The following is a 5,629-nucleotide window of genomic DNA, read 5'->3' on the forward strand; positions in this document are numbered from 1 at the left end:
ATACTAACATCTACCTCCCATAAACCCGGTTTCTTATAATACTCCAAAGCAAGCGGATTTGATATAAAATCTTAATAGATGATTTTTGACTTTTGCATGGGTGACTTCTCTGAAGCGGTATAGCATTCGACTATTTCAGCAAAGCAAAATTCAATCGAATATAAAGAACTTCAGAAAAATACGTTATATCATGTCTGGTTGAACAGTGATAAATAAATAATCATGGAGGAGTCAGGAGTCGTAGGGGCGATTCGCGTTTGCGGAGCATTCCGTTAGGAAATCGCCCGTACAGGAGTCAGGAGGGAAGAAAGAAGAACAGGAAAAGAAGGAGAAAGTTTTTTTTATCACACTCTTATCCGGACATGATATTACTATTTATAGAACCCCTAAGCGTATCTCCAGAAAATAGGTCTTGGTGGAGAATTAATTGATAAAAAATGGGTAATAATTGATTTGATGATGGGATGAGTGGGAGATATTTAATACACCCCATCTCCCCATCTCCCCACACTCCCGTACGGACGCCCTTATGCAACGTCCCTACCCCTACTCTCAATCTATAATTTTAAATAGATCCCAAATGGCTTCTATAGCAATACGCAAATAGGTCGCAGACATTTATAAATACTCAAACTTAGCCAGGAATTACTTCTGACTTCTGTAGAGGCAAATGGCCATTTCCCCCTACTTTTGACTTGCGCGTAGCACTATATACCCTTTCTCATAAAATCCTGTTATAAATAAGGGCAAGAATCTCAATATTATAACCATTACTAAAATTTGGTTTAATTGGGAAATTCTATCAACCTCGATCATTAGATCGTCAGATTAGTTCAATAAAAATAATAATACCAATCTAGTTTGGAGCGATATTTTAGATATGAGTGCAGAAAAAAAAATAGATAAGCAACAAGTTTTAGGTCCTACAATTTTAGCAGGGTGTATGGGCTTTATGATTATTTCCGCTTGGGCTTTTGCTAGTCCTAACGCTTTTAAACGCCCCACTATTGATGTTCAATTAACCGAAAATGTAGATTCGGAAAATGTAGATTCTCAAACAGAAGAAATTCAAGTAACAGAAACCCTAGAAACTGATACAACTACAACTACTACTACTGAAGCAGACTCTGCAACTACAACGACAGAAACCCTAGAAACTGATACAACTACAATTGCGACAACGACAGATCGACAGTCAGAGGTAAACACAGAAACAACAACCTCTACCGAAGAAACTACTACTGATACGACAGAAACAACAACCNGAAGAAATTCAAGTAACAGAAACCCTAGAAACTGATACAACTACAACTACTACTACTGAAGCAGACTCTGCAACTACAACGACAGAAACCCTAGAAACTGATACAACTACAATTGCGACAACGACAGATCGACAGTCAGAGGTAAACACAGAAACAACAACCTCTACCGAAGAAACTACTACTGATACGACAGAAACAACAACCTCTACCGAAGAACCTACTACTGATACGACAGAAACAACAACCTCTACCGAAGAACCTACTATTGATACGACAGAAACTACTACTAACGCTGAAACTCTACAACCAACTACTACATCACAACCCGAACCTGAGACTCCCATTGCTACAACAGACATAGCGGAAACATCTCAGTCACAAGGAAAATCTTTGACTAAAGCAAAAACTCTTGGTCAAGTCAAATTTGGTCTCAATGAATTTGAATTATCTTCCCCAGCAGAGCAAACTATAAATAGTCTCATCTCAGAAATTAAGGAATACGATCCTAATAAAGTTACTATTAAAGTTGAAGGTCATACATCGAGAGTTGGTGATACTCAGGTAAATCAACTAATTTCCCAAGACCGAGCAGACGCTGTGGTCAGATATTTAAAAGGGCAAAATTTACCCCATGAGGTTGTTGGTGAAGGAGTTGGTTATTCTCAACCACTCCCAGGTACAGATCCCTATGCTGATGTAAACCAGCGTACAGTGATTATTTTGACCCCTGTTAATTAACTTTGTAATTTTCTGATAAAATTAATATTAATCGTTGACTCTTATTTTAAGGCTGGCAGATTCCAAATTTTAGGTTTCATGCCAGTTTTTGTCTGTTTAAATAATATGAAATATACAGGTAGATAAAATTAAATGGCTCGCAAAAAACCTTTTTCTCCAGAAGAGTTCAAATTTTTATATTCTCAAGTTCCCAGACTTGTTGTAGAAATAGTTGTGAAAACTGAAACAGGTGTGGTATTAACTCTTAGAAAAGATGCTGCTTGGAATAATCTTTGGCATCTTCCTGGAGGTACAGTTTTTTATCAAGAATATATTGAAGATGCTATTCAGAGAATTGCACAAGAAGAGTTAAGTATTACAGTTACAAAACAACAGTTATTAGGATATTCTGAATATTATAGTGAAGTTAAACAACGGGGTTTTGGTTGGTCGGTGGGATTAGTATTTTTATGTACTGCAAATTCTCCCCTTCCTTCAGAGAATGAAGAAGGAGAAGAAATTAAAATTTTCGATTATATTCCAGATAATATTGTTGAAGAACAGAAAAAAATATTGAATCAGGTTTTATCAATGTAATTCTAACTTTCAAATTTATTTAGGGAAAAAATTTATATGAGATCAAATCCGGTAGTATCCGTATAATTCAAGACCGTAGGGGTTTGGTCTCCAAACCCTCGATAAACTAGGAGTTTTCGCTCTTTTATGATGGTAGAATTATATCACTTCCGTTGCCCAGCGGATTTGATATTAAATCTGCCGAATATCAAATTCATTTGAACAACGGTAAATAGTAGCTAATAGCTCAAAGAACCAGTTATAGTTTCATTATCGCCACCCCTTAACTATAACGATCTAGTTTTCAATTCCAAAATCTAAATATAGTCAGAGATTACTTTTGAATACATGACTTTTGACTTGCGCTATACTGTTATAGTATCGTCGTCTCTAATCCTTAACTATAACGATCTAGTTTTCAATTCCAAAATCTAAATACAGTCAGAGATTACTTTTGAATACATGACTTTTGACTTGCGCTATACTNTCCTTAACTATAACGATCTAGTTTTCAATTCCAAAATCTAAATACAGTCAGAGATTACTTTTGAATACATGACTTTTGACTTGCGCTATACTTTCGCGATCGCCACTCCTTAACTATAACGATCTAGTTTTCAATTCCAAAATCTAAATCAGGAAATTTTCACTTTTATATTACAAAAGTATTATTTATGTATTAATATAAATAGCTGTGGTTCTAAAATTGAAATAGAATTATGGCAACTTTCAGGGACATCATTAAATACTACCAGGCATACTTGCCACTTTCCATCTTCACCATTGGAGCATCAAGCGCCCTAGAATTAACAGACCTCATAGTTCCTTATGCCATCGGCCAGATTTTGAATGTACTCTCAGAACGTTCCACAGACTGGCCAATGGAAAAATTAATCGAGGCAATTGCCAACTTAACTGGACTACCAAATAATCAACTATTATCCCTATCTGTGCCATTAGGACTAATATTTTTAGTCAGCATCACCAAAGGTCCAACTCTCGCTTGGCTCGGCCACTGGTATCATTGGTTTGTTCCGCTTAAAGCACGTCGAGACCATTTCCAAAAAGCCGTCCAAAAAATTCTCACCCTACCTCTAGAATTTTACGACGAAAATAATCCAGGACGTATCGCCAACCGTATTTCCAAAGGAGTCTTAAATCACACCTGGACTTACCCAGAAATTGCTGGTATTTTAATCCCCAAATTAGTGCGGGTATTCGGCATTTTTATTGTCATCTTTTTAATAGAATCACCAATTGCTCTTTTATTTCTTGGTTCATTTATTTTTATCCTGACTTTTACTATCAAAAGCCTTCAACATATTGCCAAAATGGAAATCGCTTTTGATCAATATGAAGAAAACACAGAAAGTCACAACTCAGAAATTATTACCAATATCAAAACAGTCAAAGCATTTGCAACAGAAACTCAAGAATTGCAAAGACAAACTACTCGAATAGACCGCGCCCTCAAAGTTATTATAGGTAGAATTCATAAAAGCTATGTTTGGCTATCCATGTATCAGACAAGTATTGTTGAATTTTGCTTATTCTTCATTCTAGGTTTGACATTATTTACAACATTGTCTGGTGAAATTTCTCTAGGATATTTTGTGACTATATACACTTTAGCCAGCATGGCTTATGCAGAAATAACTCCCATCAGTCAATTAACCGAAGAATTTGTCCGTCGCTATGCTTCAATGATTCGTTTCCATGAATTTATGCAGTTACCCATAGGTTCTGATGCTGCTAATTTAACAGAAGTAACTGCAAAATCAACAGAATCGACAAATATTAATCACTACAAATTTACAGGCAAACTTGAATTTGAAAACTTGAGCTTTGGTTACAACCCTAACAAGCCTGTTTTAAAAGATATAAATCTCTTGATTAAGCCTTGTAAAACTATTGCTTTAGTCGGAAAATCTGGTTCAGGAAAATCTACTTTAGTCAAATTAATATTCAGATATTTTTCACCAAATCAAGGTAAAATTTTAATCGATGGAGAAGATATTAATAGTCTTAATATTACAGGTTATCGACGTCGATTAGCAATTGTTCATCAAGAGGTAGATATATTCAATGGCACTTTATTAAGCAACCTAACTTACGGTAATCCTGAAGCCACTTTTGAACAGGTTAAAGAAGCTTGTAAAATTGCTAAAGCTGATGAATTTATTCAACAAATGCCTCAAGGTTACTATACAGTTGTTGGTGAAAGAGGGATGCGATTATCCGGCGGTCAACGACAACGTATAGGAATAGCTAGAGCTTTGTTAGTAGACCCAGATATACTAATTTTTGATGAGGCAACTTCTAGTTTAGATTATGAAAGTGAGCGAGCTATTCAGTTAGCAATGCAGGATATTTTTGGGACTCGTACCACTATTATTATTGCTCATAGACTCAGTACAGTAAGGGAGGCCGATAAAATTGTGGTACTTGACCAAGGTAGAATTGTGGAAGTGGGTAGCCATGAGGAATTGCTAGGCCAAGAAGGTATTTATCATCGACTACATTCATTGCAAGAAACCGTTAAACACCATGTTGGCTTGGACTTGAGGAGTAGCAAATAATTTTTTTTCACCAAACTATTGCAATAAAAATTATTTGTGTTAGTATATATAAATGTGAGTAGCAAGGGTCGATGCCCGAGTGGTTAATGGGGGTGGACTGTAAATCCACTGGCTACGCCTACGCTGGTTCAAATCCAGCTCGGCCCACTCACTCAAATTAAACTAGCACTCAGCTATCAGCTCCTTAATCTTTAAAATGGCTGGTTGAAAATTAATAACAACTACTAATTTTTCAATATATAGTGGTAGGAATTAAAGCTTTTAATTTTTATCTGACAGCTAAATGATGTTTTGGGAATACTCCTTTAGGAAAAACTGATAGCTAGTTAAAAGGATTGAAAGAAAAACGCCCGTGTGGCTCAGTGGTAGAGCACACCCTTGGTAAGGGTGAGGTCACGAGTTCAATCCTCGTCACGGGCTTTCAGAATTAAGTAAAGAAATAAAGTTATTATTAATTATCTTATCATTTTAATATCTGCATATATAATACTT

Annotated in this window: 3 protein-coding genes, 2 tRNA genes and 1 pseudogene; all 6 read left to right on the forward strand. The window is 35.9% G+C overall.

Features of this window, described 5'->3' with window-relative positions:
• Positions 1-880: 880 nt before the first annotated feature.
• Positions 881-1,264: pseudogene (locus AFK68_RS13140) on the forward strand (hypothetical protein); the annotation flags it as partial.
• A 391-nt stretch (positions 1,265-1,655) separates the two neighbouring features.
• On the forward strand, positions 1,656-2,003 hold the full coding sequence (locus AFK68_RS45040; protein ID WP_168186448.1) for an OmpA family protein: 348 nt from the start codon (positions 1,656-1,658) through the stop codon (positions 2,001-2,003).
• A gap of 132 nt (positions 2,004-2,135) precedes the next feature.
• Positions 2,136-2,579, forward strand: a complete 444-nt coding sequence (locus AFK68_RS13155; protein WP_094673206.1) for an NUDIX hydrolase — start codon at positions 2,136-2,138, stop codon at positions 2,577-2,579.
• Positions 2,580-3,277: 698 nt separating this feature from the next.
• On the forward strand, positions 3,278-5,137 hold the full coding sequence (locus tag AFK68_RS13160) for an ABC transporter ATP-binding protein (protein WP_094673207.1): 1,860 nt from the start codon (positions 3,278-3,280) through the stop codon (positions 5,135-5,137).
• Between the two features lie 65 nt (positions 5,138-5,202).
• Positions 5,203-5,284, forward strand: a tRNA-Tyr gene (locus AFK68_RS13165).
• A gap of 201 nt (positions 5,285-5,485) precedes the next feature.
• Positions 5,486-5,557, forward strand: a tRNA-Thr gene (locus tag AFK68_RS13170).
• The last annotated feature ends 72 nt before the right edge of the window (positions 5,558-5,629 follow it).

Source organism: Hydrocoleum sp. CS-953, from assembly GCF_002260545.1.
GTDB lineage: Bacteria > Cyanobacteriota > Cyanobacteriia > Cyanobacteriales > Microcoleaceae > Trichodesmium.

Bases quoted from the DNA above. Each gene is read 5' to 3' on its own strand.
- AFK68_RS13155 (WP_094673206.1), top strand. From the start codon at position 2,136: ATGGCTCGCAAAAAACCTTTTTCTCCAGAAGAGTTCAAATTTTTATAT.
- AFK68_RS13160 (WP_094673207.1), top strand. From the start codon at position 3,278: ATGGCAACTTTCAGGGACATCATTAAATACTACCAGGCATACTTGCCA.